We start from the raw sequence: 25,724 nt of genomic DNA, 5'->3' as shown, positions 1-25,724 counted from the left end.
TTAGGTCTGAATGAACTTTTGAACTTGTGTGGACAATTGTTCTGCCTGAACGGATAATTCGCTTGCGGCTTGCAAAACTTCGTCGGCGGAGGTTTCCGTTTCACTGGACGCTTGGCTGACGCCATCAATATTGACGTTCACCTCTTGTGTTGCAGCACTTTGTTCTTCAACCGCAGATGCAATTCCGCCGGAAATATCGTTAATTTCATTGATGATGGTTGTGATATCGGCAATGGCCTGTACGGCATTGGAGGTCTGGTTCTGGATTGTGGAAATTTGTTGACTGATTTGATCGGTGGCTTTGGCGGTCTGATTGGCGAGGTTTTTGACTTCAGACGCTACCACGGCAAAACCTTTCCCCGCTTCGCCAGCGCGTGCGGCTTCAATCGTGGCATTTAAGGCCAGAAGATTAGTTTGACTTGCAATGTCGGTAATAATGGACAGGACATCACCGATTTCTTGCGAGGCGGATTTAAGATTTTCAACCTGCGTGTTGGCCTGTTGTGCTTGACGAACGGCTTGATCCGAGATTTGTGAAGACCGTGACACTTGTGCGGAAATTTCGTTGATGGAGGCGCTCAGTTCTTCGGTCGTTGCACCAACATTGGCCGCCATGTTACGGGCCTGTGCGGCTGTATTCGCCATCGCTTCTGAACTTGCGCGCATTTCCGTTGCTGATGCCGCGACAAGATCAACGACATGCTGTACTTCGGTGGCAAAATTGATGCGGTCTGTAATCACCGACCATGTCAGCATGGCCTGAGCATAATTGCCTTGTGAATCGTAAACAGCCGTGACGTAGAGGTCGAGATGTTCATCCCCCAATTTAATTTTGGCTTTATGGGGCAGGTTGGATGGGTCACTTAAGAGGCGACGTTGATGTTCCGGGGCCTTATGGAAAATATCAAAGGTCTGCCCCAGAATTTCTTCGGCTTTACAGGGAAGTAAATGTTCCAGACCTTTCAATGTTTGAACGCTGGTTTCATTCATGTAGGTGATGGTAAAGTTCTCGGTTTCCACGGTAATAACGTTGATCGGCATTTGGTTTGTCATTTGCTTGAGACGTGCGGCTTCATCTTCAAGGCGCACTTTTTCTGTCACAACCGACCAGGTCAACATCGCGCTTGTATAAACGCCTGCTGCATTGAAAATAGGGGTGACAAGCAGATCCAGTTTTTCCTGTCCCAGTGTGATGATGGTCTGAAAAGGCAGATTATTTGGATTGCGCAAAATATCGCGTTGTCGTTCGGGCATCTTGTGAAAAACATCAATATTCGTTCCAACGATATGGGCGGCTTTTACCGGAATAAGATGTTCTAATTCCGTCAAGGTTTCAATGGAAAGCCGATTGGCATATGTAATATTAAATGTTTTAATGTCGCAGAACATGACGTTGATCGGCATGGCGTCAACAGCATCATGGAAAGAGCGATCAATATGTGTCTGGTTTCCAAAAAAGCCCATTTTTTTCTCCTGAATTCGATGCCTGAGTTGTATGTTTCTAAATGTCTTAAAATACTTAAGAAGGATAGTTTTAATTAATTATAAGGTGCGTAGCACTTCATTGTTTTGCAAGTGAGTATGAGTACTTAAGTTGATTTAGTTAAATCGTTAGTAGTAGGTTCATGGTTGATATTGTATTTGCATTGGGCCCCGTGTTTCTGTTGATCCTGCTCGGTCATGTCATTAAGGCGAAATGGGCTGAACAAGGGTTCTGGGCGCCAGCGGAATTAATGACATATTATGTCTTCTTTCCGGCCTTGTTGTTGCATACGACATCGCGCACCAATGTTGCGGATTTGCAAATTGCCCCGATGGCACTGGCCTTAATTGCCGCAACCGTTCTGACGGGGGCGATTGCCTTGAAAATAAAACCTGTTCTTGAATTGAACGGGCCGGACTTTTCATCTTTGTTCCAAGGCTCTATCCGTCCGAATTCCTATGTTGCCATTGCGGCAGCCTTTGCCTTGTGGGGCGAACCGGGCTTAACGTTGGTTGCGATTGCTATTGCCTTTATTGTGCCCTTGGTCAATTTTCTATGTGTCCTCGTTATGGAAACCTACGGAGCCCGCGAATTTCGTAACGAGGGGGCACCGCGTTTGACCACATTGTTAAATACGATTGCGCGAAACCCGCTGATTTTGGCCTGTTTCTTGGGGGTGTTCATCAATCAGACAGGGGCAAGCCTCCCCCCTGTTTTGGGGCCACTGGTGGAAATTCTAGGACGCGCGGCTTTGCCGATTGGTCTGTTATGCGTTGGGGCCGGGCTTGATTTTCAGGCGGTCCGTGACGCCGGTAAAACGGTTGTGGCTGCAAGTGTGAACAAGCTTATGCTTTTACCGTTGGCTTGTCTGGTCTGTTGTATGGCACTGGGGGTTGAGGGGATTACCCGTGATTTGTCGGTTTTATACGCGGGATTACCCGTTTCAGCCTCGTCTTACGTGCTGGCTCGCAAGATGGGGGGGAACGCCCCGGCAATGGCGGGGATTATTACCTTGACGACTCTGGCGGCAATGCTGTCGATGCCCTTGTGGGTGCTGATCCTGAATTGGTTCTGAAAACCGCAGAAACAGTATTGTTTCAACAGGTGCTTGCAAGGGCCGTGTCCATGTGCATATAGTCCGCCCCTATGAGCACCAGAGACAGAGAATTACGCTTCACGCACCGGCACCTTCTTGGGATCGAGGGTTTGTACCCGTTCGAGATCACCGATATTCTGGACCGGGCAGAAGTTTACGCCGCAGCCAACCGACGTCGTGAGAAAGTCGAACAATCGTTGGAAGGCCGCACGGTCATCAATCTTTTTTTCGAGAACTCCACGCGAACGAGAACGTCATTTGAACGCGCGGCAAAACGCTTGGGCGCGGACGTGATTAATATGTCTGTGGCGACCTCCTCGATTAAAAAGGGGGAAACCCTGATCGATACGGCGGTGACGTTAAACGCCATGCACCCGGATGTGCTGGTCGTGCGCCACGGGGATTCAGGTGCGGTTAATTTGTTATCACAAAAGGTGAATTGCGCGGTCCTGAATGCCGGTGACGGAACGCATGAACATCCGACACAAGCGTTGTTGGATGCCTTGACGATCCGCCGGCGCAAAGGCAGTATCACCGGTTTGAATGTGGCCATTTGCGGCGATGTTTTACATTCGCGTGTTGCAAGATCCAATGTGCATTTGCTCAGTGCGATGGGCGCGCGCGTCCGTCTGGTGGCCCCGACGACCTTGTTACCCTCGGCCATGCAGGTGTTGGGGGCCGAAATTTATAATGATATGCGCGAAGGCCTGAAAGACGTTGATGTCGTGATGATGTTGCGCCTGCAAAAAGAACGTATGGAAGGGGCTTATTTACCGTCTCAGCGGGAATATTTCCATTTTTATGGTCTGGATTATGAAATGCTGGCAAAGGCAAAAGACGATGCCTTGATCATGCATCCGGGTCCCATGAACCGGGGTGTGGAAATCGATTCTGACGTTGCCGATGATATTGAGCGTTCCGCCATTCAGGAACAGGTGGAAATGGGCGTTGCCGTCCGCATGGCCTGTCTGGAAATGGTAACCGCCAATCTGGATCAATGGCGCGAGGAGAACGGGAAATGAGTGTGAAAAAAGATATTGCCAACAAGCGTGTTGCCTATGTCAATGCCCGTTTGATCGACCCGGCAAGTGATCTGGATATTCGTGGCGGCGTTTTAACCGAAGGCGAAAAAATCGTCGATTTTGGCCCCGGTTACGCAAAAGCCAACGGTCATTATGGTGAAGTTGACGTCATTGATTGTGATGGGGCGTGCCTGATCCCCGGTCTGGTTGACTTACGTGTGCAACTTCGTGAACCGGGTGAAGAACATAAAGGCACCTTGAAATCAGCAGGGGAGGCTGCGACATCGGGTGGCGTGACCTCCATGCTCAGTTTACCAAACTCAACCCCTGTTACCGATGATATGAGTGTCGTTGAATTTGTCGCACGGCGTGCCCGCTTGTTGGGCTTGTCCAAGGTTTATCCCTATGGGGCGATCACCAAGGGGCTGGAAGGCAAAGACATGGCCGAAATGGGCATGTTGGCGGAAAGTGGGGCGGTTGCCTTTACAGATGGTATCCGCGCGGTTGCCTCACCCAAGGTCATGCGTAAGGCGTTGACCTATGCACGCAATTACGATTTGTTGATTGTGCAGCACCCGGAAGAGCCGTCTTTGGCGGAAGGCGGCGATATGAACGCCGGTGCTTTGGCGATCCGTATGGGCTTGACCGGTATTCCAACGGTGGCGGAAACCATTATGGTGGCGCGTGATGTGCGTCTGGCCGAAGATACCGGCGGGCGTTTGCATTTCGGTCATCTTTCCACGGCGGAAAGTATTGATATTATTCGTCGGGCAAAAGAACGTGGTGTTGCGGTGACGTGTGATACAGCCCCGCCTTATTTCTCATTAAATGAACTGGCGGTCGGTGAATATCGTACCTTTGCGAAACTCTCCCCACCTTTGCGCAATGAAGAAGACCGCCAAGCGGTGATTGAAGGCCTGAAAGACGGCACGATTGATGCCATTGCCTCGGACCATGCCCCGGAAGATGAAGATTCAAAACGTCTGCCGTTTGCACAGGCTGCTTTCGGTGGCGTTGGGTTGGAAACATTACTGGCAATCACGTTGGAACTGTATCACAACAAACATATGTCCTTGTTGGAATGCTTGAAAAAAGTGACCTGCAATCCGGCCAATATTGTCCGGCTTCCGGCCGGGCGTATTGCAAAAGGCGCGGCAGCGGACTTGTGCTTGTTTGATCCGGAACGTGGCTGGAAGATCGATGCCGATCAACTGCCGTCCAAGTCCAAGAACTCGCCGTTTGACGGACGTCTCGCTCAGGGACGATGTCTGCGTACCGTTGTGGACGGTCGCACCGTCTTTGAACTTTAAAAAAGATAAAGGAGTACTCCAGTGGGTACCTTACCTGTTATCGTGACCCATGAATGGCAGATGGCCGCTTTGCTCGGCTATTTGCTAGGGTCCATTCCGTTCGGCCTGTTATTGACCAAGTTGTTTAAAGCCGGTGATCTGCGCTCGATCGGTTCGGGTAATATCGGCACCACCAATGTGTTGCGCACAGGTCGTAAAGATCTGGCGGCGGCCACGTTGTTATTGGATGGCGGCAAAGGCGCCGTTGCCGTCTTGCTGGCCGGATATTGGTTTGCCCCGGATGCCGCGATTATCGCTGGGATGATGGCGGTGATCGGGCATAATTTCCCCATGTGGCTGAAATTTGAAGGCGGCAAAGGGGTCGCAACCACATTGGGTGTTTTATTGGCGATGTCATGGCCTGCCGGTTTGGTGACGGCTGCGACATGGTTGTTGGTTGCGCTGGCGTTGCGTTATTCGTCATTGGCTGCCCTTGTGTCTTTTGCCGCCTCGCCTTTTTACATGTATTTTCTGGGGGATGAAAATAAGGCGGTGTTGGCTGTCTTATTAGCCGCCCTTGGCATCGTGCGCCATCATGCCAATATCAAACGCCTGCTTGCCGGTGAAGAACCGAAAATCGGTCAAAAAAAATAAAGTCTTTGGCGTAAAATCAGCCTGAACCGTTCATAGCTTTTGTCATAACACTGACAGAGGAACGGTTCAGGCTGATGACGCATTTATTTTCCGATACAGAAAAACTGGCATGGCTGCGGTTGATCCGCAGCGAAAATGTCGGTCCCATTACATTTTACCGCTTGTTGGAACAATTCGGGACGGCATCCAACGCGTTGGATGCGTTGCCTGAACTGGCCCGCAAAGGCGGACGTAAGAAAAAAATTGCGGTTTGTTCCAAATCGGATGCCGAACGCGAAATGACCGAGTTGGCGGAAATCGGCGCAGAAGTGATTGTGCGCGATGAAGACCGTTATCCCCCTTTATTATCCCATATTGAAGATGCGCCTCCGGTTTTATGTGTGCGTGGACATACACATCTTTTAAAAAAGAAAGCCGTTGCCATTGTTGGCGCGCGCAATGCAACCTTGAACGGATGTAAATTTGCCGGACAGATTGCCCGTGATTTGGGCGAAGGCGGTTTGCTGGTCGTTTCCGGCTTGGCCCGGGGTGTTGATGGCGCGGCCCATGCCGCTGCGTTGGAAACCGGGACCGTTGGGGTGCAAGGCGGTGGCGTTGATGTGATTTATCCGCGCGAAAATGCGTCCTTATATAAAGAGATGACGTTGCGGGGCTGTGTGATCGCGGAACCAAAGCTGGGGACCAAACCGCAAGCCCGTCATTTCCCACGGCGCAATCGCATTATTTCGGGCATGTGCCGTGCGATTGTGGTGGTTGAAGCCTCCCCCCGGTCCGGTTCCTTGATTACCGCGCGGATGGCCTTGGAACAGGGGCGCGAAGTTTTTGCCGTCCCCGGTTCGCCATTGGACCCGCGTGCAGCCGGAACAAATGGCCTGATTCGCGAAGGTGCGCATTTACTGGAAAATGCGCAAAATATTTTTTATGAACTGGAAAGCCTGAAAAACACCCCTTTAAATGAAAGGAAATACCAATATTTTCAAGATGTTAAAACCACATTACCAGGGGAGGGTGAGCTAACCGAAGCTCGTAAGGTAATTGTAGAAAGTTTATCAATTTCACCAGTTTGTGTTGACGAAATCATTCGTCAATGCCAAATCTCTGCTTCCGTTGTGCAAACTGTTTTGTTGGAACTGGAATTGGCGGGGCATGTGGAACGCCATCCCGGGAACATGGTTTCTTCAATTATTTAAACGGTTTGCCGACATGAGTGCAGTTAGTGGAATAGAATTTAAGAAGATCGCTTATGAACGTAGTTGTCGTCGAATCGCCCGCAAAGGCCAAAACGATCAATAAATATTTGGGTAAGGATTATATCGTTCTTGCCTCATACGGTCATATACGCGATTTACCCGCCAAGGATGGTTCTGTACGACCGGACGAAAATTTCTCGATGGACTGGGAAATGGATGCGCGGTCCAAAAAACAGTTTAAAGATATTACGGACGCCATGAAGGGCGCGGATAAACTGTATCTCGCGACTGACCCTGATCGTGAAGGCGAAGCGATTTCATGGCATGTTCAGGAAGTGTTGGCGAATAAACGCTTGTTAAAAGGCGTTGATGTCAAACGTATCGTCTTCCATGAAATTACCAAACAGGCTGTCTTGGATGCGGTTGCCAGTCCGCGCGAAGTCAATCAGGAACTGGTTGAAGCTTATCTTGCGCGCCGGGCTTTGGACTATCTTGTGGGGTTCAACCTGTCGCCTGTTTTGTGGCGTAAATTACCGGGATCGCGTTCTGCCGGTCGTGTGCAATCGGTTGCCTTGCGTTTAATCTGTGAACGCGAAGCCGAGATCGAAGCCTTTAAGGCCGATGAATATTGGACAGTTGATGCCAAGTTCACGACCCCGAAACGCAAAACCATTGCCGCCAACCTGACCCATTTAAACGGGGACAAGCTTGCCAAGCTGGACATCGGCAATGAAGCGGCGGCGAACAAGGCGGTCGCTACGGTTGAAGCGGGCAGTTACACTGTTGCCGATGTTGAACGGAAAAAAACACGCCGTCATCCGGCCCCACCGTTTACCACATCCACTTTGCAACAGGAAGCCTCGCGCAAACTGGGATTTGGTGCAAAACGAACCATGCAGGTTGCGCAAAAATTATATGAAGGGATTAACCTTGGCGGGGAAACTGTCGGTTTGATCACCTATATGCGTACCGATGCGGTGAACCTGTCTAATGAGGCGATTTTTGGTGCCCGTGATTTGATCAAGGATCAATATGGCGACAAATATGTACCGGAAAGTCCACGCACGTATAAAACAAAAGCCAAGAACGCACAGGAAGCCCACGAAGCCATTCGCCCAACCGCAGTGACCCGTCGCCCGGAAGAAATGGCAAGATATCTGGATGCGGACCAGTTGAAACTCTACAGCCTGATTTGGAAACGAACGGTGGCCTGTCAGATGGAAAGCGCGGTTCTAGATCAAGTCGGCGTGGTTATCCAGAGTGCGGACAAGCAAACATGGTTGCGTGCCAGTGGCTCGGTCGTTGTGTTTGACGGTTTCCTGACGCTTTATCAGGAAGGCAGCGACGACAATGGCGATGACGAGAAAAGCGACAAAATTCTGCCGGACGTGCAAACCGGTGATACGCTGAACCTCGGCCCTGTGAATGCGGACCAGCATTTCACACAACCGCCGCCGCGCTATTCCGAAGCCTCCCTTGTTAAAAAGATGGAAGAATTAGGCATTGGGCGTCCGTCCACTTATGCCAGTATTATTTCGGTCCTTCAGGATCGTGATTATGTTCGTTTGGACAAGAAACGTTTCATTCCAGAAGATCGTGGTCGTCTGGTCACGGCATTTTTGGAAAACTTCTTTGAACGTTATGTTCAATATGATTTTACGGCGAACCTTGAAGACCAGTTGGATGAAATCTCCAATGGGGCGGAAGATTGGCAAAAAGTCTTGCGTGATTTCTGGGCTGCCTTTAGCGCGGCTGTCGAAGATACCAAAGAATTGCGCGTGCGTGATGTTTTGGATGCGCTGGATAAAGATTTGGAAGAGCATTTCTTCCATGAAAATGAAGAAGGCAAAGACCCGCGCGTCTGTCCGACTTGTGGCGAAGGCCGCTTGAGTTTGAAACTGGGTAAGTTCGGGGCCTTTATCGGTTGTTCGAATTATCCTGATTGCCGCTATACCCGTCCCTTGATTAAGGATGACAGTAGCGATGGTGCACTGCCTGATCTTGAAGCCGGACCGAAGGAATTGGGCCTTGACCCCGAAACCGACGAGATGGTCACCATGCGCCGTGGTCCATACGGTATTTATGTTCAGATCGGCGATATTGATCCGGAAGATAAAAAGAAAAAACCCAAACGCGCCTCATTGACGTCCGATATGAACCCGGCGGAAATGGATTTGGAAAAAGCTCTTAAATTACTTTCCTTGCCACGTAATGTCGGAATTTTCCCCGATACGGGGGAGATGATCAAGGCCGGGATCGGGCGTTTCGGTCCTTATGTCAGCGTTGGCAAAACGTTTGTTTCCATCAAGGAAGACAGTCCTTATACCATCGGTGAAAACCGCGCGATTGACCTGATCCATGAAAAAATGGAAAAGACACAAATGGTCGTGCTGGGCCAGCACCCGGATGAAAAGAAAGATATTATTCTGCAAAATGGTCGTTGGGGTCCGTTTGTTAAGGTCGGCCGGATCAATGCCCGCTTGCCCAAGGATATGGAACGTGAAGACGTCACCTTGGAAATTGCCATTGAGATGCTGAATAAAAAAGGGGCTGGTAAGAAGGCAGCGAAAAAGAAAACCGCTGCCAAGAAAACGACCAAGAAGGCACCGGCTAAAAAAGCGGCAAGCAAAAAAACCGCAAAGGCGGATGCGGCAGACGAATAATATAATTTTCCAAAGTGGATTGTGTAAAATCAATTCCTAATATAAGAAATAAATGATACGCTCTCTTCTTAATTGGGGAGGGGGGAACCTCCTGTTTTCATATCTGGAGGGATTGATGTTTGCGTTTCACAATATCAAGCTTGCTTATAAAATCAGCTTTGGGGTTATCGTTTCTGCGTTAATATCCATTCTCATCGTTGTGTTTTCGATGACACAATCGGTTGATGAAATTATTGCACAGTCGGAAAGCCGGGAGTTGAACAACCATTATGTTGCGATTTCCAGTGCGATAGAGGCCGAAGCCTATCGGGCGCAGTCCTTGGCCGCACTTGTGGCACAAATTCCACAGGCCAGCGATGCGTTTGCAAACGGGGAACGTGACCAATTATTTGAATTATTCGGTTCTTCCTTTCAGGCTATGAAAAAGAACTATGCGGTTCGACAGTTCCAGTTTCATAGCCCGCCCGCAACCTCGTTTGCTCGTATCCACAAACCGGAAAAATTTGGTGATGATCTTTCTGCCTTTCGCCATACGGTAACCCGAACCAATCAAACAAAAGAACCTGTTGTCGGGCTTGAAAAAGGGGTGGCAGGCCTCGGGGTACGTGGTGTTGTCCCTGTTTTTCAGGGCGGTAACCATATTGGATCAGTTGAATTTGGTATGTCTTTTGGGCAGGCTTTTTTTGATCGTTACAAGGCTCGCAACGCTGTAGATGTGTCTCTTTATATTCAAGGTGAAGGTGGCTTTAAACCCTTTGCTTCTACGCTGGGTGGAACGCCGTTGAACCCATCGGTTAATCTGCAAGCTGTTCTGGAGGGCAAGGCGCAAATGGGCTTGGCGCATTATAATGAAAAAGCCCATGCGGTTTTATATGATGTGATCCGTGATTTTTCACAAAAACCTGTCGGGGTGCTGGAAATTGCAATGGATGCGTCACGTTTTCGCGATATGCGCAGTGCGGCTGAAAATCGCGCCCTTTATATTTCTTTGGCGGCCTTGGTTCTTTCTATTTTGCTTTCTATCGGGATTTCAAAAAGCATTTCCGGGCCTATTTTGCGTATGGCAAATGGCTTGCGATGTATTTCTCACAAGGATTTTGATATGGAAATTGTCGGCCATGAGCGCAGTGACGAGGTCGGGGTGATGGCACAGGCCCTGATGGAATTGCGCGAAAATGCGATAATCCATGATCAACTGGAACGGGAACGCGAAGCCCGGTTTGTGGAATTGCAAAACTGGAAGGATGAGCTTGATAAACAATCCAGGCATCAATTGCATGGGGTTGTTGAAGCGGCGATGCAGGCAAATAGGGCGATTGTTGCAATGGCATCCATGCGTAATGATATTGTCAATGTGCATACGGCCAGTGAGGCAATGGCCTCTGCCGTGGAAGAATTGGTGGCCTCCGTCAACGAAATTGCCCAGAATGGCGAAGCCATTGCCCAAGATGCCCGCCACGCCGAAACCGCATCCAATGAAGGGATGAGCGAAGCGGAAAATGCAACAGCCGCGATGGGCGATATCTATAGCGCGGTGAATAACGCTGTTGATAAGACAGCTCTGTTGGCGCAATCCTCAGAAAAAATTGGTGATATCGTCAGCCAGATTGAAGCGATTGCCGAACAAACAAACTTATTGGCCTTAAATGCGACCATCGAAGCTGCGCGGGCGGGCGATGCGGGTAAGGGATTTGCCGTTGTGGCCAGTGAAGTGAAAAATCTGGCAAATCAGACGGCAGGGGCAACCGAAGATATCAATGCCCGCATTTCGACGTTATTGGATGAAATGGATGCGATCACCAGTTCCATGAGTACGGGCAATGACGCGGTGAATAGCGGACAGAAAGTCATTGGGGAACTTTATAACCGCTTGGGGGAAATGAGCGCCAAGGTCAATAATGTGACCGGCAAGGTCGAAGAGATTGCCGGTATTTTGGCCCAGCAGACAACGGCTGCGAACGAAGTCGCCGCCGGAACCGCCCATATTGCCAAGCTTGCCGAACATAACAATATTGAAATTGATATCGTTCTGGAAGCCATTGATAAAAGCAATGCCGAACTGGATGCCCGTGTGGAAGAGTTTGCCGCAGGTGGGGATGCCTACAGTATCGTCCTTGTCGCCCAAAATGATCATATGGCGTTCAAACGCAAGATCGTAAATACGGTTATGGGGCGCCGCGATCATAAATCAAGCGATATGCATGATCATCACACGTGCCGATTGGGGCGCTGGTATGATGAAGTGACGGATGAAAGATTACTGGCGCATCCCGCATTCAAAAAATTGATCGAACCGCATAAACAGGTTCATGCCTATGGGATTAAGGCGCTTCAGGCCCATGAAAATCGTAATTTCGAAGAGGCCTTGGCCCATTTGACCCAGCTTGATCATTATTCACAGGTCGTGTTGGATATATTGGAGGAATTGTCCAAAGCGGTTGAAGAATAGCGGGGGAAGGTGTACATAGCCTGAAAGAAATCCGTCATGCCATGTGGCTTGCGCGCGTGCGTGTAAACATTATATCTTTAAAAGATAAAACTGACACGCCGCCTTTTTTGCGCCCCGACGGTTACAGGAAAGTACACCATTTTGAACGATACGCCGAGAAAACCCGTTCCGTTTCCCACGAAAAAACAAATTCTGGACTTTATCAAGGATGCCCCCGGTCAAGTGGGCAAACGTGAAATCGCGCGTGCCTTTGCCTTGAAAGGGCCTGCAAAAATCCAATTGAAAAAAGTTCTTAAGGAATTGGAACTGGATGGGAAATTGGGTCGGGGGCGCCAACGCAGTCTTGCAACACCGGATACCTTGCCGGATGTGACAGTTTTGGAAATTACCGGAATTGATACGGATGGCGAACTTCTGGCACGGCCGTTGAGTTGGCAAGGCAAAGATCAGCCACCTAAAATCTATGTATCGCAATCGGGGGGGCGCACCGCATATGGTTTGCGTGACCGTGTTTTATGCCGGATGCGCAAAATTTCGGCCAAAGAATATGAAGCACAGGTTATTCGCCAGATTTCCGAAGCGCCTTCGCGTGTTTTGGGGATTTATCAGGATGGGGGCGAAGGGGGACGTTTGATCCCGACAGACCGCCGCGCCAAATCTGAATTTATCATTGCGCGGGAAAATGCAATGGACGCAGAAAGTGGCGAACTTGTTTTATGTGAACCTTTGCCAGGTCGTGTGTTCGGTTTGAAACCGGCAAAAGTGGTGGAACGTTTGGGTGATACCAATCAACCCAAGGCGGTTTCTTTGGTGTGCATCCATGCCCATGATATCCCCACCGAATTTACAGAAGAAGCCGTTGCCCAAGCGGAAAACGCAAAAGCCGTGCCGCTGGGAAAACGTGTGGACCTGCGCAATATTCCCCTTGTCACCATTGATGGTGCAGATGCGCGCGATTTTGATGATGCGGTTTTTGCCGAACCCGATAACGACCCGAAAAATGCAGGGGGGTGGCATATCATCGTTGCGATTGCCGATGTCTCCCATTATGTGCGCGGGGGCGATGATTTGGATCGCTGTGCTTATGAACGGGGCAATTCGGTTTATTTCCCGGACCGGGTGGTGCCCATGCTGCCCGAAGCCTTGTCAAACGGCTGGTGTTCGCTCGTCCCCCATGAAGACCGAGGTTGTGTTGCGGTCCATATGTGGATTGACGCTGACGGTCATTTGTTGGGGCATAAGTTTGTTCGTGGCTTGATGCGGTCTCATGCCCGTTTTACCTATGAACAGGTTCAAATGGCGCGTGACGGCCAAACAGATGAAACAACGGCCCCTTTGATGGAAAAGGTCATTAACCCGCTTTATGGTGCGTTTGAGAGCTTCCTGCGCTATCGTGAAGAACGTCATGTGCTGGAACTGGATGTGCCGGAACGTAAAATGTCTTTTGATGAAAATGGCAAAGTGGCCTCCATCGACAAGCGCGAACGCTTGGATAGTCATAAATTGATCGAAGAATTTATGATTACCGCTAACGTTGCGGCGGCAGAAGCACTGGAAGCCAAGCGCCAACCCTGTATGTATCGTGTTCACGATGCGCCGGGGCTGGATAAGATGGAAGCTTTGCGCCAGTTCCTCGGTTCACTGGATATCAAATTGGCAAAAGGACAATCGCCAAGTCCGAAAATCTTCAACCGGATTTTGAAGCAGGTAGAGGATACCGATCAGAATACGATGGTGAATACGGTTGTTTTACGATCCCAATCACAGGCGGAATATAACCCTGAAAATATCGGTCACTTTGGTCTGGCGCTGCATCGTTATGCCCATTTTACGTCACCGATCCGGCGTTATTCAGACCTTTTGGTTCATCGTGCGCTGATTCGCGGCTATGGCCTTGGGGAGGGGGGACTGGAGGAAGGCGGACGTGATTTTGCCGATATGGGAGAACATCTTTCCAAAACCGAACGCCGGGCAGCGGCTGCCGAACGTGATGCGATGGATCGTTATACGACCCTTTTCCTTGCTGATCGTGTCGGGGCGAGTTTTGGTGCGCGTATCAATGGCGTTACGCGTTTTGGTCTGTTTGTGACTTTGGACGAAACCGGGGCTGACGGTCTGGTGCCGATCCGCAGTTTGCCACAGGATTATTACGACCACGATGAGCAATTGCATATGCTGGTCGGCAAACGCAGTGGCTTTACATTCCGGCTGGGGGAACGGGTGGAAGCCAAGCTGGTTGAAGCTGATACGATCACAGGCGGCATGGTCTTCCAGTTGGTTTTAAGCCCGGAAGACGTTGCAAAAGCAGCCAAGCTCGGTCGTGGTGGCAATGATAAAAGGGGACCACGCAAAGGACACCGCAAGACCCCCAAGCACAAAAGACGTTCCCGTTAAGGCTTATCCGTATATGTAGCTGGCGGGAAATATATTTTTTTGGCACAATAAAAAGATGAAAAAGGTATGTTCCTATAGGCTTTCGGCTTTTGTCGGCTTAATGCTGATGGCCGGATGCTCGCCCGGTTTGCACGTGTCTGATCAGGTGCAGCAGGAAGATCGTGCCAACGAAATCCGCAGCACTTTACCCCGTGATGAAGTTTCGGCCATTTTGGCATCGGGATTCTATGCGATTTCTGAACGGGCTTTATCCACTGTATCGGTGCGTGAGTTGGGCTTGGAAGGCATGCGTGGTCTGGCGACCATTGACCCGGAAATTTCGATTGTGGAAACCGATGGGGTCATCAAGGTTTTGTATGGTGATCAATGGATCAAGAGTGTGATCGAACCCTTGTCCTATGACAGTGAAAGCTGGGCGGATGCGGTTTATGAGGTCGTTCAGGCGGTCTGGCCTTATTCCAGTGATGTTGGCGCGACCAATGCAGAACGTATTTATGAGGCTGTGTTTGATGCGGCTTTGTCCAACCTTGATATCTTTTCGCGTTATGCGGGTTCCCATGAAGCCGAAGGAAACCGCGACCGCCGCGAAGGGTTTGGCGGGTTGAATATGACCTTGCAAAAAATTGATGAACGTTTCTTGGTCAACCGTGTGGATCGGGACGGCCCCGCCTATGAAGCCGGTGTACGCAAGGGCGATATGCTGATTATGGTGAATAATCAAGCCGTGATTGGACATAGCCTGCATGATGTTAATGAGATGCTGCGCGGTAAAGTGCAAACCGAAGTCACCCTGCAAATTGAACGCCCGTCAACCGGGATTACGCAGGAAGTCTTTGCATGGCGCGAACTAGTGATCGCGCAAACGGTGTGGGCGGATTACGACGATGGTGTTTTGACGCTGCGGGTTGCCCGTTTCAACGAAAAAACATTGAGCAGCCTGTCTCAGGATATCGAAGATGCGGTTCTGATGCATGGCGAAGCCCTGAAAGGCATTATCCTTGATTTACGGGGCAATCCCGGCGGATTGCTGAAACGGGCCGTACAGGTAGCGGATTTGTTTATTTCAGGCGGGCGGATTATTTCGACGAAAGGCCGTCATCCCGATAGTTTTGAAATATTTGAGGCCGACCCGCGCGATATGACCAATGGGCGACCTGTTGTTGTGTTGCTAAATGGCAAAAGTGCATCGGCTTCTGAAATTGTTGCCGCCGCCCTGCAAGATCGCCAGCGTGCGGTCATCGTTGGCAGTTCCTCTTATGGCAAGGGAACGGTTCAGTCTGTTCAACGCTTGCCCAATGATGGCGAGATAACGATCACATGGTCACGCTTGATCGCGCCCAGCGGATATAGCTTTCATGGACTGGGGGTGCGCCCCAGCGTTTGTACAAGCGGCATAAAACAAAATAAGGGCAGGGGACCTGCTTTGTCGGAAAGCAATGGTGCTGATTTACTGGTCCGTTGGCGGACCGTTGGTCTGGATGATCGTCAGGGGCGTAAAAAATTGCGCCAGACCTGTCGCCCCGATAGTAGCAAAAAAGAGATAGATATGGCGGTTGCACGTAATCTGGTTCTGGATCCCGGTCTTTATCAACGTTTTACCGGGTCTACGACGCTGGCAACACTGGCGCAGTAATATATCGGGAATCGATTTTTATTTTGTCTCGAATTTCCTGATTTGCGCGAAGATAAAAGGGAGGGGGCAAGTTAAAATTACCAGTCAAGTACAGCGGCTTTTGACGATATTGCGCCATAGAGGGCGATAGAAACTGAAATTGTCATAAAAACGTACAAAGCGTCTTGACATCGCAAAAAATGCCTGTATTGTCCGGCCCTCACAGACGCATTTTTGCTACAGGAATAAGTAAGATGGCTAAGCCGACCACCATTCAGGTTAGACTGGTAAGCACCGCTGACACGGGCTATTTCTATGTAACTAAGAAAAACCCGCGTAATATCACCGAGAAGCTGGAATTCCGCAAATACGACCCGGTGGTACGCAAGCATGTGCTGTTCAAAGAAGCGAAGATTAAATAATCCAAGCTGATTTGTACCAGAATTTATAAAAAAGGTTTCGATTATGTCGGAACCTTTTTTTTGTGTCTTTGGGGCTGGGGAATGTGTTTAGGATTGTTTATGCCAAAAAATCTGCAACGGCCTGCAAAAAACGCGGCACCGATATAGGTTTTGATAAATAGCCATCGCAACCCCCTTCAAGAATTTTTTCTTCATCGCCTTTCATGGCAAATGCCGTGACGGCAAGAATGGGAATATGTTTCAGGGTGTCATCGCTTTTTAGTTTTTGTGTAATGTCCAGACCGGAGATTTCCGGTAACTGAATATCCATGACAATAAGGTCAGGTTTATGCTGGCGAGCCAAGTCTTCAGCGTCATGCCCGCTGTATGTCTGAATGGTGTTATAGTCATGCGCTTGTAGAAGGTCATTGAACAGTTTCATGTTCATCTGGTTATCTTCAACAATCAGGATGGTTTTTGACATTCTTATGCGTAGCTCTGTTTACGGCTCATTATTTATTCGGCGAATAGGACGTTTTTATTAATATATCAGATTGCCTTAAAAGGGGAGGTGAAAAAGATAAAAAGTTAAAAATATATGTATTATCTATTTAATTACATTTTGTTAAAGTTATTCAATTTTCGGTTAAATTTATACTATCAATCCAGGCGCTAAAGGCTTTTACTTTCTCCATTTTTTTCTTTTTGGCCGTTGTGACCAGATAGTATCCGCGTTGGCTTTTAATTTCCGGCCCAAAGGGGGAGATGAGCCGACCTGAGGCCAGTTCATCTTCAATAAACATCGGTGGAACGATTGCGATACCCAGACCGGAAAGGGCCGCGCGGATCATCATGGAAAAGGTTTCAAAGGTTGGGCCGGTAATGCGTGATTTGATCGTGACATCTTGATGGGCGAGCCATTCCGGCCATGCATACATGCGGGTTTGCAGGTTCAAGAGGCTGAAATCCAGTACGTCTTTGGGTTCTAACCCCGTGCGTCCGTCCACGAGGGAGGGGGCGCAGGCAGCAACAACCGTTTCGTCAATTAGTTTTTTGATCTCGACATCCGGCCAGTTGCCATCGCCATGTTGAATCGCGATATCCACATCCTGTGTGGTGAAATCGAACGCGGTCAGTCCTGTGGTCAGGTTGAGTTGTATGTTGGGATATTTCTGGGTAAAGCGATTGAGTTTCGGGATCAACCAGCGAGACCCGAATGTCGGGAACGTCCCGACATTAAGGCGGATATCGTTTTGATCGTTGGTGATCAATTTCAAGGTTTCGCTTTCCAGTGCATTCAGATGAGTGCTGACGGCTTCGGCGTAACTGATGCCTTCTTCGGTCAATTCCAGTTTCTTTTTAATGCGGTGGAAAAGTTCAGCTTGGACAAATTCTTCAAGATTGCGCACCTGTCTGCTGACGGCACTTTGTGTGAGGTTGAGTTCTTCGGCTGCGCGTGTGAAATTGAGATGACGCGCAGAAGCGTCAAAGCAAAGCAGAGAGGTGAAAGTTGGCAGGTGTCGTCGCATCGGTTTTGAAAGCCTTTGAATATTATCATTCATAAAATGAATGAAATCATGAAAAAACATCGCTTTTATTTTAATTTATCATCATTTAAATGAATGATTAAGTGATTTAACCAATTTTGAGGAAAAGTTTATGGCCGCCAAGGTATCTTTTAAGTGGGAAGACCCGTTCCTGTTTGACGATCAACTGACAGAAGAAGAACGCATGGTACGTGACAGTGCTCGTGCATTCTGCGACGACAAATTGATGCCGCGTATTCTGGAAGCCAATCGAAACGAAACATTCGATCGTGAAATTATGAATGAATTTGGCGAACTGGGCTTGCTGGGTTGTACCATTCCTGAAGAATACGGTTGTGCGGGTATGAGCAACGTTTGTTACGGTCTGATCGGTCGTGAAGTTGAACGTGTTGATTCCGGTTATCGTTCTGCAATGAGTGTGCAGTCTTCTTTGGTGATGCACCCGATTTACGCATATGGTTGCGAAGAACAGCGCAAAAAATATCTGCCGAAACTGGCAACGGGTGAAATGGTCGGTTGTTTCGGTTTGACGGAACCGGATCATGGTTCTGACCCGGGCAGCATGAAAACACGCGCTGAAAAAGTGGATGGCGGTTACCTGTTGACGGGGAACAAGATGTGGATCACCAACTCCCCCATCGCCGATATTGCGGTTGTATGGGCAAAACTGGACGGTGTGATCCGTGGTTTTGTTGTTGAACGCGGTACGGAAGGTTTCTCAACACCGAAGATCGAAGGTAAAATGAGTCTGCGCGCATCCATCACCGGTGAAATCGTTCTCGATAACGCGTTTGTACCGGATGAAAACCTGCTGCCCAATGTCCAAGGTCTTGCCGGTCCGTTCGGTTGCTTGAATAAGGCGCGCTACGGTATTGCGTGGGGTGCGTTGGGTGCAGCGGAATATTGCTGGCATGCCGCGCGTCAATACGGTCTTGATCGCAAACAATTTAATCGTCCGTTGGCGCAGAACCAATTGTTCCAGAACAAACTTGCAACCATGCAGGTTGAAATTACCTTGGGTTTGCAAGCTGCCTTGCGTGTTGGTCGTTTGATGGATGAAGATAATTGTGCGGTCGAAAATATCTCGATCATCAAGAGTAACAATGTGAACAAGTCTTTGGAAATCGCCCGAATGGCGCGTGATATGCACGGCGGCAACGGTATTTCTGACGAGTTCCACGTCATCCGCCACATGGTGAACTTGGAAACCGTCAATACCTACGAAGGAACGTACGATATTCACCGCTTGATTTTGGGACGTGCCCAAACAGGCCTGCAAGCATTCTTTTAAGAAGAGAGCTTAGATGAGCGGACCACTTTCACATATTCGCGTTCTTGATCTGTCTCGTATTCTGGCTGGCCCTTGGGCCAGTCAGACGCTGGGCGATTTGGGGGCAGAGATTATTAAAATCGAACGCCCGCAAGTCGGGGATGATACCCGTCAATGGGGGCCACCCTATATCAAGGATGAAGACGGCAACGATACCCGCGATGCGGCTTATTATATGTCGGCAAACCGCAACAAGCGATCTGTTGCCATTGATATGGCTGCACCGGACGGGCAAGCCCTGATCCGTGATCTGGTCGCCCATTGTGATGTGGTGATTGAAAATTTCAAAGTCGGTGGCCTGAAGAAATACGGCCTCGATTATGACAGTCTTAAAAAAATAAAGCCCGATCTGGTTTATTGTTCAATTACCGGGTTTGGACAAACGGGTCCGTATGCCAATCGGGCGGGTTATGATTTTCTAATTCAGGGTATGGGCGGCTTGATGAGTGTCACCGGCCAACCTGGCAATGGGCCTGAGGCTGGTCCGGTAAAAGTCGGCGTGGCTTTGTCCGACGTAATGACCGGGCTTTATGCTGTCATTGGTGTGCAAGCCGCGCTTGCACACCGTGATCGCACAGGTGAAGGCCAACACGTCGATCTTGCGTTGCTGGATGTTCAGGTGGCAACCCTTGCCAATCAGGCGATGAATTATCTCGCCAGTGGCAATGCCCCCGGATTGATGGGGAACGCGCATCCCAATATTGTGCCGTATCAGGCGTTTGCAACATCGGATGGCCATATGATTTTGGCTGTGGGCAATGACAATCAATTTGCCAAGTTTTGCAAAGTCGCTGGTATGGCGGAACTGGCGGAAGATGAACGGTTCACCACCAATGCCTCCCGGGTTAAATATCGGGACGAGTTGGTGCCCATCTTGCGCGAACGCATAGTCAAGGATGAGCTGGACTGGTGGATTTCGCAATTGGAAACAGCCCATGTCCCATGTGGGCCGATCAATACGATTGATCGTGTATTTGCCGACCCACAAGTACAAGCGCGTGACATGAAGGTTGAGCTTGATCATCCTGTGGCGGGTAAGGTGCCGAGTGTCGGGTCCCCGTTGAAGTTTTCAAACAGTCCTGTTGAGTATCGTAATGCGCCACCGGTTTTGGCGGCAGATACCAAAGACGTGCTGAAAAGCGTTCTATCGTTGAGCGAGGATGATATTACCAAGCTGGCAGAGCGGGGAATCGTTCAACAGTAGATTTGTCGGGGCAGGCGCAAGGCGTCAGGAATCATAAAAAGGGAATGCGGGGATGGGGTGTCTCTGTATTGGTTTTAGCTTCAAAGAACGCAGAAAAGTGGGATTTGAACGATTGAAATGCAGGCTTTTACAGAACAATAAGCAGGCAAAGGCGATGGTCTTTGCCTGTTTTTTGTGCAGTAAAAAAAGATGCACAAAAAATATGACATTTTTAAGAATTGTGTATTGAAATAATAAACGTTCTGTGTTCTGATTTGCAAAATGATTAAACGGGAAGTGGAAGCCTTTTCACTTAATAAAAACAATATAACAGAAAAGGCACTGCTTTTGAGGATAAATCCGATTAAGGGGTACGTTGAGTAATGACGGCAAGCGCGAATGATCCATTGGTTCGTTTTGTAAATGTGCAAAAGACCTATGATGGTGAAAATCTGGTTGTAAAGAACCTGAACCTAGATATTAAGCGCGGCGAGTTTTTAACGCTGCTGGGGCCAAGTGGATCAGGCAAAAGTACCTGTTTGATGATGTTGGCGGGTTTTGAAACACCAACGCATGGGAACATTTTGCTGCAAGGCAATGCCATTAACAATGTGCCCCCGCATAAGCGTGATATCGGGGTTGTCTTTCAAAACTACGCCCTGTTCCCGCATATGAGTGTCGTGGAAAATGTGGCCTTTCCCCTGACGGTTCGCAAAATGAACAAGACCGATGCCAAGGCAAAGGCGCAACGTGCGCTCGACATGGTGCAACTTGGGGAATTTGGTGAACGCCGTCCCGGTCAGCTCTCCGGTGGGCAGCAACAACGTGTTGCACTGGCGCGTTCTTTGGTATTTGAACCGCAACTGGTTTTGATGGATGAACCTTTGGGTGCGTTGGATAAAAAACTGCGTGAGCAAATGCAGATCGAGATCAAGCATATCCATGAAAGCCTTGGTGTGACAATGGTGTTTGTGACCCATGATCAGGATGAAGCCTTGACCATGTCTGACCGGGTGGCGGTGTTCAATGACGGGATTATTCAACAGATTGATGATCCGGCAACGCTTTATGAATGTCCGCAAAACAGTTTTGTGGCGAACTTTATCGGGGAAACAAATACCTTGTGTGGCGAGATTGTCTCTTCTGACAATCAGGCCTGTGCTGTGCAATTACCCAATGGGGTTAAGATCACAGCGCAAAATGTCGCCGGGCATGGGGCCGGGGTGCAAACGGCTGTTTCCTTGCGCCCGGAACGGGTTCAACTGAATGATGTCAAACCCGATTTTGCCAATGTATTTGAAGCAACTGTGATTGAGACGATCTATCACGGAAACCATGTTCGTGTTGCCCTTGATGTCGGGGGGCAAAAAGATTTTCGCGCTATGGTGCGAGCCGGAAACATCCATGCGGATTTGAATCCGGGACATAAGCTCTATGTGGGCTTTTCAGCTGATGACTGTCGGGCACTAGACCCCGCATCGGCTTAATTTGGGAAGGTGGGGCGGTCGAGGGCCTTTGTTATGAATGACCGTATTCACCCTTTAATCACCCTGTCAAATGAAGAGAAAGGGAACTTCATGTCTGTAAAAAAATTGCTTTCTGTTACGATTGCTGCCGGTGCACTTGTGGCCGGTCTGTCCGTAAATGCACAAGCACGTGACCTGACCGTTGTCGGTTGGGGCGGTGCGTCGCAGGAAGTCCATCGTAATGTTTATTTCGATCCGTTTTCCAAAAAATCCGGCGTTGCTTTGACGGAAGACAGCTATAATGGCGGTTTGGCAAAGATCAAGGCAATGGTTGATACAAAATCCGTTACTTGGGATGCTTTGCTGGTTGAAGCACCAGAACTGCTGCGCGGTTGTGAGAATGGTTTGTTCGAACCGATGGCGTGGGACAAAATCGGTAAAAAAGATGATTTCATCGACGCAGCGGTTAGTGATTGCGGCGTTGGTTCTTACGTTTGGTCCATCGCATTGGCTTATGATGGCGATGTTCTGAAAGACGGCCCGAAAAGCTGGGCGGATTTCTGGGATGTAAAGAAATTCGAAGGTAAGCGCGGCATGCGTAAAGGCGCCAAGTTTAATCTGGAAATCGCTTTGATGGCGGATGGCGTTGCCCCCGGTGACGTTTATGAAGTTCTGGGAACACCGGAAGGTCAAAAACGCGCTTTTGCCAAACTGGATGCATTAAAAGAACATATCCAGTGGTGGGAAGCTGGTGCGCAGCCGCCGGAATGGCTGGCATCTGGTGATGTTGTGATGACAACAGCCTATAATGGCCGTATCACGAATGCCAATAAAGAAGGCAAAAACTTCCAGATCTCTTGGGATGGTCAAATCTATGCAGTTGATAGCTGGGCTGTCGTCAAAGGGTCGGAAAACAAAGATAAAGCCTTTGATTTTGTTGCCTTTGCATCTGCTAAAGACAACCAGGCGAAGTTCCCGGAAGGTATTCCTTACGGTGTGACCAACAAAGGTGCGATTGCAGCGTTGCCCGAAGCCCTTGGCAATCAGTTGCCGACTGCTGAAGCCAACCTGAAAAACGCCTTGGCAAACGATACAGAGTTCTGGATTGATTTTGAAGACGAACTCAACGAACGTTTCAATTCCTGGGCTGCGAAATAAGCACCCGGTGGTAAAGAGAGGGGGAGCCTCCCTCTCTCTTTACCTTTTTTGATTGAGCCAAATTGTCCACCCTAACGAAGCGGTAAAGAACAATGGATCAGGCACCTGCCTTAACAGCATCGCAATCGGATGTTTTGCCTCAGGAGGAAAATGGCCTTCCTCTTAAGGTAAAGCTCAGACGCGCTGAGCGGATGAAGAAAATTCGTGCAATGGCGCTTATTGCACCTTTGTTTATTTTCACCTTGCTCATTTTTGCCATTCCGATCGGTATTATGCTTGTGCGCTCTATCGATAACCCGGAAGTGGTTTCTTATCTGCCCAACACCAAGGTCGAGCTGGATAAATGGTCGGGTGAAGGCATGCCGCCGCAAACCTTGACGGCAATTTTTGCAACGGATCTGGTGCAGGCTTACCATGACAAGACGGCAGCCACTGTCGGCAAGCGCTTGAATTATGATGTTTCGGGCATGCGATCTTTAATTATGCGCACGGCTCGTAAATTCAAAAGCCATGTGCCCGTTGATGCGACACTGGATACATTTGTGAAAGCGGACAAACGCTGGAAACAGGAAAAATACTGGAATGCCTTGAAACGGGCATCGGGTTCCCTGACGCCGTTTTACCTGTTGAGCGCGGTTGATAAGAAGATTGATGATAAGGGTGACATTGTAAACGTATCTGAAGGTCAGGCGATTTATGTGAATATCTTCTGGCGCACCATCTGGATTGCCGGTGTCGTTACGGTTATCAGCTTGTTACTGGGTTTTCCGATTGCCTATCTGCTGGCCAATACGTCTTCAAAAGTGTCCAACACGTTAATGTTCTGTGTGTTGCTGCCGTTCTGGACATCTTTGCTGGTGCGCACAAGTGCATGGGTTGTCCTGCTGCAAAAGAACGGGATCGTAAACAGTTCTCTCATGAATTTGGGCCTGATTGATGAACCATTGACCTTGCTGTTTGCCAGACCGGGGGTATACATTGGTTTTATCCACTTGTTGCTGCCCTTTGTGATTTTGCCGCTTTACAGTGTGATGAAATCCATTTCACCGGGTTATATGCGGGCCGCAGAAAGTCTAGGCGCACATCCCGCTGTTGCGTTTGTCCGGGTGTATTTGCCGCAAACACTGCCCGGGATCGGGGCTGGTGGGGTCTTGGCCTTTATTCTGGCCATTGGTTACTATATTACGCCTGCCTTGATCGGTGGTCCCCAAGATCAGATGCTCAGCTATTTCATTGCCAACCACGCCAACAGCACGTTGAACTGGGGCTTGGCCTCGGCGTTGGGGATGATCCTGCTTGGCTCAACATTGATACTCTTTACCATCTATAACCGACTGACCGGTGCGTCCGGCGTGAAAATGGGGTGATTTAATCATGCAGTTACAACCATACGCCACAACCGGCCAGAAAATCTGGCATTATACGTTCCTGACGATTGCTGGAGGGGGGCTGTTGTTTCTGGTCCTGCCTATTCTGGTCATTATTCCGCTGTCGTTTAATTCAACCAGTTTCTTGAGCTATCCGCTCAGTGGGTTTTCTTTTCGCTGGTATGAAGAGGTCTTTACCTCTGATGTTTGGGTCAATGCCATTCAAAACAGTTTGATGATTGGTGCGGCTTCTGCCTTTTTTGCAACTGTGCTGGGGACGCTGGCGGCGATGGGTCTGACGCGAACCGATTTCAGAGGGAAAGGTGCGGTCAATGCCTTGTTGGTTTCACCAATGATCGTGCCGATTGTAATCTCTGCATTGGGGCTTTATTTCTTCTTTGCCGAGCTGGGATTGAATGCGACCTACACAGGGCTGATTTTGGCGCACACTGCCTTGGGCGCACCCTTTGTGGTTATTACCGTAACGGCGACTTTGCAAGGGTTTGACAATAATATGATCCGTGCGGCTGCCAGTCTGGGGGCCAATCCGGTCACGGTTTTCTTCACGGTTGTTTTGCCGTTGATTTTGCCGGGGGTGGTGTCCGGTGCATTGTTTGCCTTTGCCACCTCGTTTGACGAAGTTGTTGTCGTGTTGTTCAGTGCAGGACCGGAACAACGCACATTGCCGCGCCAGATGTTTGACGGCATTAAGGAAAATATCACACCGGCGATTATGGCGGCGGCAACCTTGTTGATTGTGTTTGCCTTTGCCTTGTTGACGGTTCTGGAATATCTGCGTCGTCGTTCGGAAAAACTGAACGGAGCGTCTTAAGGAAAGGGAGCCTGCAAATCAGATGTAGGGCGGTGTACAGGCGCTGATAACCTCACAGGGTTCATTGCTTGTATTATGAAAACGGTGGGGGACGGTGCTGTCAAACAGATAGGACTCCCCTTTACGTAAAACCCGTTTTTGATCACCGACCGTCAGTTCGACACAGCCGCTGATCACAATCCCGCCTTCGGTGGAATTATGACGCAGCATGGTTTTACCGGTATCGGCACCGGGTTCGTAGGTTTCACAAAGAATTTGCAGGTTGTAGCGTTTGGCATCGCCGACTTGTAAGAAAGAAAGATTCTTGCTGGTGCTGAGTTCGCGCAGTTCGTCAGGTTTGAAAAAGACTTTGTCGTTCGGGTGCGCTTCGGTGGCAAAAAAGTCGGATAAATCCATTGGAATGCCTTCCAGGATTTTACGCAACATGGAGACGGAAGGGCTGTTTTGGTTTTTTTCGATCAGGGAAATTGTCCCGTTTGTTACACCGGCACGGCGTGCCAGTTCCCGTTGGGAAAGCTTGTGTTCGCTGCGGACTTGGCGCAAGCGTTGCCCAAGATCGAAATCATCCATAGTCTATCTTCTCCTGTT

Annotated in this window: 20 protein-coding genes; 16 read left to right on the top strand and 4 right to left on the bottom strand. The window is 49.3% G+C overall.

Annotated features, from left to right (window positions below; all coding sequences use genetic code 11):
• Positions 1–1,464: a methyl-accepting chemotaxis protein gene (locus IEW74_RS04495; RefSeq protein WP_188662071.1), complete on the bottom strand. Its 1,464-nt coding sequence runs from the start codon at positions 1,462–1,464 to the stop codon at positions 1–3.
• 161 nt (positions 1,465–1,625) lie between these two features.
• Between IEW74_RS04495 and IEW74_RS04490 the strand changes: the two genes are divergently transcribed.
• From IEW74_RS04490 to rpmG, 10 genes are all read left to right on the top strand, one after another.
• Positions 1,626–2,558: an AEC family transporter gene (locus IEW74_RS04490; protein ID WP_188662068.1), complete on the top strand. Its 933-nt coding sequence runs from the start codon at positions 1,626–1,628 to the stop codon at positions 2,556–2,558.
• 71 nt (positions 2,559–2,629) lie between these two features.
• Positions 2,630–3,601 carry an aspartate carbamoyltransferase catalytic subunit gene (locus IEW74_RS04485; protein WP_188662066.1) on the top strand — a complete coding sequence of 324 codons (972 nt, stop codon included), beginning with the start codon at positions 2,630–2,632 and terminating at the stop codon, positions 3,599–3,601.
• On the top strand, positions 3,598–4,911 hold the full coding sequence (locus tag IEW74_RS04480) for a dihydroorotase (protein WP_188662064.1): 1,314 nt from the start codon (positions 3,598–3,600) through the stop codon (positions 4,909–4,911). Before IEW74_RS04485 ends, IEW74_RS04480 begins: the two co-directional genes overlap by 4 nt.
• Before the next feature lie 60 nt (positions 4,912–4,971).
• A complete protein-coding gene (plsY, locus tag IEW74_RS04475) occupies positions 4,972–5,544 on the top strand; it encodes a glycerol-3-phosphate 1-O-acyltransferase PlsY (protein ID WP_188662361.1) in 573 nt (190 codons plus the stop codon).
• Between the two features lie 74 nt (positions 5,545–5,618).
• A complete protein-coding gene (gene dprA / locus IEW74_RS04470) occupies positions 5,619–6,734 on the top strand; it encodes a DNA-processing protein DprA (protein WP_188662062.1) in 1,116 nt (371 codons plus the stop codon).
• A 53-nt stretch (positions 6,735–6,787) separates the two neighbouring features.
• Positions 6,788–9,397, top strand: coding sequence for a type I DNA topoisomerase (gene topA / locus IEW74_RS04465; protein WP_188662053.1), 2,610 nt, complete (start codon positions 6,788–6,790; stop codon positions 9,395–9,397).
• A gap of 115 nt (positions 9,398–9,512) precedes the next feature.
• Positions 9,513–11,846: a methyl-accepting chemotaxis protein gene (locus IEW74_RS04460; RefSeq protein WP_188662051.1), complete on the top strand. Its 2,334-nt coding sequence runs from the start codon at positions 9,513–9,515 to the stop codon at positions 11,844–11,846.
• A 141-nt stretch (positions 11,847–11,987) separates the two neighbouring features.
• Positions 11,988–14,240, top strand: a complete 2,253-nt coding sequence (rnr, locus tag IEW74_RS04455) for a ribonuclease R (RefSeq protein ID WP_188662048.1) — start codon at positions 11,988–11,990, stop codon at positions 14,238–14,240.
• Between the two features lie 55 nt (positions 14,241–14,295).
• Positions 14,296–15,873, top strand: coding sequence for a S41 family peptidase (locus tag IEW74_RS04450; RefSeq protein WP_188662046.1), 1,578 nt, complete (start codon positions 14,296–14,298; stop codon positions 15,871–15,873).
• A 233-nt stretch (positions 15,874–16,106) separates the two neighbouring features.
• Positions 16,107–16,274, top strand: coding sequence for a 50S ribosomal protein L33 (rpmG, locus tag IEW74_RS04445; RefSeq protein WP_028877909.1), 168 nt, complete (start codon positions 16,107–16,109; stop codon positions 16,272–16,274).
• Positions 16,275–16,371: 97 nt separating this feature from the next.
• Here rpmG and IEW74_RS04440 read toward each other — a convergent pair whose 3' ends face one another.
• Both IEW74_RS04440 and gcvA read right to left on the bottom strand, forming a co-directional pair.
• Positions 16,372–16,737, bottom strand: coding sequence for a response regulator (locus IEW74_RS04440; RefSeq protein WP_188662037.1), 366 nt, complete (start codon positions 16,735–16,737; stop codon positions 16,372–16,374).
• Positions 16,738–16,888: 151 nt separating this feature from the next.
• A complete protein-coding gene (gene gcvA / locus IEW74_RS04435) occupies positions 16,889–17,782 on the bottom strand; it encodes a transcriptional regulator GcvA (RefSeq protein WP_188662035.1) in 894 nt (297 codons plus the stop codon).
• A gap of 130 nt (positions 17,783–17,912) precedes the next feature.
• Here gcvA and IEW74_RS04430 point away from each other — a divergent pair, with 130 nt between their 5' ends.
• The 6 genes from IEW74_RS04430 to IEW74_RS04405 all read left to right on the top strand — a co-directional run bounded on the left by IEW74_RS04430 (position 17,913) and on the right by IEW74_RS04405 (position 25,136).
• Positions 17,913–19,091, top strand: a complete 1,179-nt coding sequence (locus IEW74_RS04430) for an acyl-CoA dehydrogenase (protein WP_188662033.1) — start codon at positions 17,913–17,915, stop codon at positions 19,089–19,091.
• A gap of 13 nt (positions 19,092–19,104) precedes the next feature.
• Positions 19,105–20,334, top strand: coding sequence for a CaiB/BaiF CoA transferase family protein (locus tag IEW74_RS04425; protein WP_188662031.1), 1,230 nt, complete (start codon positions 19,105–19,107; stop codon positions 20,332–20,334).
• Positions 20,335–20,696: 362 nt separating this feature from the next.
• Entirely contained in the window at positions 20,697–21,800 is a 1,104-nt protein-coding gene (locus IEW74_RS04420; protein WP_188662029.1) for an ABC transporter ATP-binding protein, read from the top strand.
• A gap of 90 nt (positions 21,801–21,890) precedes the next feature.
• The gene (locus tag IEW74_RS04415) at positions 21,891–22,937 is read left to right on the top strand and encodes an ABC transporter substrate-binding protein (protein WP_188662027.1); all 1,047 of its coding nucleotides are present in this window, start codon (positions 21,891–21,893) and stop codon (positions 22,935–22,937) included.
• A gap of 92 nt (positions 22,938–23,029) precedes the next feature.
• A complete protein-coding gene (locus IEW74_RS04410) occupies positions 23,030–24,304 on the top strand; it encodes an ABC transporter permease (RefSeq protein ID WP_188662025.1) in 1,275 nt (424 codons plus the stop codon).
• Positions 24,305–24,311: 7 nt separating this feature from the next.
• Positions 24,312–25,136 carry an ABC transporter permease gene (locus IEW74_RS04405; protein WP_188662023.1) on the top strand — a complete coding sequence of 275 codons (825 nt, stop codon included), beginning with the start codon at positions 24,312–24,314 and terminating at the stop codon, positions 25,134–25,136.
• 18 nt (positions 25,137–25,154) lie between these two features.
• On the opposite strand, the gene IEW74_RS04400 is transcribed toward IEW74_RS04405, so the two are convergent.
• Positions 25,155–25,706: a cupin domain-containing protein gene (locus IEW74_RS04400; protein ID WP_188662021.1), complete on the bottom strand. Its 552-nt coding sequence runs from the start codon at positions 25,704–25,706 to the stop codon at positions 25,155–25,157.
• Between the last annotated feature and the right edge of the window lie 18 nt (positions 25,707–25,724).

Origin of the sequence: Terasakiella brassicae (assembly GCF_014641495.1) — a bacterium.
Lineage (GTDB): Bacteria > Pseudomonadota > Alphaproteobacteria > Rhodospirillales > Terasakiellaceae > Terasakiella > Terasakiella brassicae.
Note: the sequence above shows the minus strand (reverse complement) of the source record. Positions and strands in the feature narration are given on the sequence as shown.

Coding starts and splice junctions, on each gene's coding strand:
- IEW74_RS04495 (WP_188662071.1), bottom strand. CDS start 1,464: ATGGGCTTTTTTGGAAACCAGACACATATTGATCGCTCTTTCCATGAT.
- IEW74_RS04490 (WP_188662068.1), top strand. CDS start 1,626: ATGGTTGATATTGTATTTGCATTGGGCCCCGTGTTTCTGTTGATCCTG.
- IEW74_RS04485 (WP_188662066.1), top strand. CDS start 2,630: ATGAGCACCAGAGACAGAGAATTACGCTTCACGCACCGGCACCTTCTT.
- IEW74_RS04480 (WP_188662064.1), top strand. CDS start 3,598: ATGAGTGTGAAAAAAGATATTGCCAACAAGCGTGTTGCCTATGTCAAT.
- plsY (WP_188662361.1), top strand. CDS start 4,972: ATGGCCGCTTTGCTCGGCTATTTGCTAGGGTCCATTCCGTTCGGCCTG.
- dprA (WP_188662062.1), top strand. CDS start 5,619: ATGACGCATTTATTTTCCGATACAGAAAAACTGGCATGGCTGCGGTTG.
- topA (WP_188662053.1), top strand. CDS start 6,788: ATGAACGTAGTTGTCGTCGAATCGCCCGCAAAGGCCAAAACGATCAAT.
- IEW74_RS04460 (WP_188662051.1), top strand. CDS start 9,513: ATGTTTGCGTTTCACAATATCAAGCTTGCTTATAAAATCAGCTTTGGG.
- IEW74_RS04450 (WP_188662046.1), top strand. CDS start 14,296: ATGAAAAAGGTATGTTCCTATAGGCTTTCGGCTTTTGTCGGCTTAATG.
- rpmG (WP_028877909.1), top strand. CDS start 16,107: ATGGCTAAGCCGACCACCATTCAGGTTAGACTGGTAAGCACCGCTGAC.
- IEW74_RS04440 (WP_188662037.1), bottom strand. CDS start 16,737: ATGTCAAAAACCATCCTGATTGTTGAAGATAACCAGATGAACATGAAA.
- gcvA (WP_188662035.1), bottom strand. CDS start 17,782: ATGCGACGACACCTGCCAACTTTCACCTCTCTGCTTTGCTTTGACGCT.
- IEW74_RS04430 (WP_188662033.1), top strand. CDS start 17,913: ATGGCCGCCAAGGTATCTTTTAAGTGGGAAGACCCGTTCCTGTTTGAC.
- IEW74_RS04425 (WP_188662031.1), top strand. CDS start 19,105: ATGAGCGGACCACTTTCACATATTCGCGTTCTTGATCTGTCTCGTATT.
- IEW74_RS04420 (WP_188662029.1), top strand. CDS start 20,697: ATGACGGCAAGCGCGAATGATCCATTGGTTCGTTTTGTAAATGTGCAA.
- IEW74_RS04415 (WP_188662027.1), top strand. CDS start 21,891: ATGTCTGTAAAAAAATTGCTTTCTGTTACGATTGCTGCCGGTGCACTT.
- IEW74_RS04410 (WP_188662025.1), top strand. CDS start 23,030: ATGGATCAGGCACCTGCCTTAACAGCATCGCAATCGGATGTTTTGCCT.
- IEW74_RS04405 (WP_188662023.1), top strand. CDS start 24,312: ATGCAGTTACAACCATACGCCACAACCGGCCAGAAAATCTGGCATTAT.
- IEW74_RS04400 (WP_188662021.1), bottom strand. CDS start 25,706: ATGGATGATTTCGATCTTGGGCAACGCTTGCGCCAAGTCCGCAGCGAA.